The following is a 1683-nucleotide window of genomic DNA, read 5'->3' as shown; positions in this document are numbered from 1 at the left end:
CGACGTCGTCGACGAAACCCGCAGAAGGCAGGCGCGGGGCGAGATCCGGGCCGATCTGGATATCGGTGCGTTGACGCTGGCGTTCTTCACCGCGGGAATGGCGCCGGAGATCCTGCCGCAGCTCGCCGCGACCGTCACCGGCGCGGATCCGGCCTCCCCGGAGTTCATCGACCGCTACGCCGAACAGCTGGCGCGCCTGGTCCACACACTCGCCGAGGCTCCCCAGGACGGACCGGGGAGCCGGGCGGTCCCCCCGCAGGGTGCCCGCGAGACGACGGACGAGGATCACCCCGGCAACTGACGGCGCCCCAACTCCGTGGGTGTCCTGAGCGCTTGAGGGCATCGACCCGGTGTTCGTTCGACCAGCTCGTCGACACGGTCCACCGCACTGGTCCGCAGGGGGGCGCCTCGCCGTGGACGAGCACACGGTTCGGCCGGTGGTTTCCCGCCGTATGGGTTCCTCACCTGCGCTTTCATTCGCGCATCCGGTGTTCCCTCTGATGCGTCCTTTGAAAGGACGAAGACTGGCGGGGGCGTCAGCTGCACAGGGCGTGCCGAAACGGATTCCGTTGAACGGAAACAGCTGTGTCGCCGTGAGCGGAAGCCACGCACCATGAGGGGCAAGGGGCTGCGTCGCATGCCTGGCTGCGGGGTGAGGTGCGTCGTTCGTCGAGGACACGGCGTTCGGCCTCTCCCGCCGATCGAGCCGGGGAACGCGTGCCGGGCCACTGGTCTTGAGGGGCCGAGCGGATGGCTGGGCGGGCAACGCTCAGGGACATCTCCGGCCCCACGGAAAGGGAGTTGAGTCATGGCGGGACGTCTGGCGGGAAGAATTGCCGTGGTGACCGGCGGTAGTGCCGGGATCGGTCAGGAGATCGCCCGGAAGCTGTCGTCCGAAGGAGCCGACATCGCGGTTGCCGATGTCGACGCGGCGCACGATACGCAGGAGTTCGTCGAAGGGAACGGCCGGCGGTTCATCAGCACGAAGGTCGACGTCTCCGACGAGGCTCAGGTGAACGCCTTCGCCGCGGAGGTCCGGGACGCGCTCGGCCCCGTCGACATCCTCGTGAACAACGCGGGCATCGTGCCCTTCGCCGGCATCGACGACGTGACGCTGGAGCAGTGGAACCGGACCTTCGCGGTCAACGTGACCGGAGCCTTCTTGACGGCCAAGGCGTTCCTCGAGGACCTCAAGCAGTCCACCGCCGGTCGGGTGATCAACATAACGTCCGGTAGCTACTGGGTGAGTCCGCCACCGTTTGTCGCGTACGTCTCCTCCAAGGGTGCCCTCAACGGGTTCACCAACGTGCTGGCGGCCAACCTGGCGGAACACGATGTCACGGTCAACGCGGTAGCTCCCAGTCTGGTCCCCACAGCCGCGGCGCTCCGGAGCGCGGACGAGGCGTTCTTCGACATGACCGTACAGATGCAGGATCTGAAGCGACGACAGAGTCCGACGGACGTCGCCAACACCGTGGCGTTCCTGGCCTCAGACGAGGCCGCGTTCATCACCGGCCAGATCCTCGCCGTCGACGGAGGACTTACGCGTCGCTGACAGCACGCTTCGTAGCGCGCGCGGGTGCTGGTCGGAAGGCGCCGTGAGATGGCGTCCGCGGCTCGGCGTACCGCGGGTGCCAGCCGGTTCATCTGCTCCGCTTCCGGTGCGAGAACGCCGAGTGCCGC

The 1683-nt window shown here is 67.7% G+C and carries 1 protein-coding gene and 1 pseudogene; both read left to right on the top strand.

Translation table 11 applies throughout. The annotated features are described in order from the left end of the window. Window positions 1-301: pseudogene (locus ACZ5XS_RS45755) on the top strand (TetR/AcrR family transcriptional regulator); the annotation flags it as partial. 507 nt (window positions 302-808) lie between these two features. Continuing rightward, on the top strand, window positions 809-1555 hold the full coding sequence (locus tag ACZ5XS_RS45750; RefSeq protein WP_468661641.1) for an SDR family NAD(P)-dependent oxidoreductase: 747 nt from the start codon (window positions 809-811) through the stop codon (window positions 1553-1555). Window positions 1556-1683: the final 128 nt, after the last annotated feature.

This window comes from Streptomyces sp. NPDC033131, from assembly GCF_055578365.1.
This window is presented reverse-complemented; position numbering and strand designations above follow the sequence as displayed.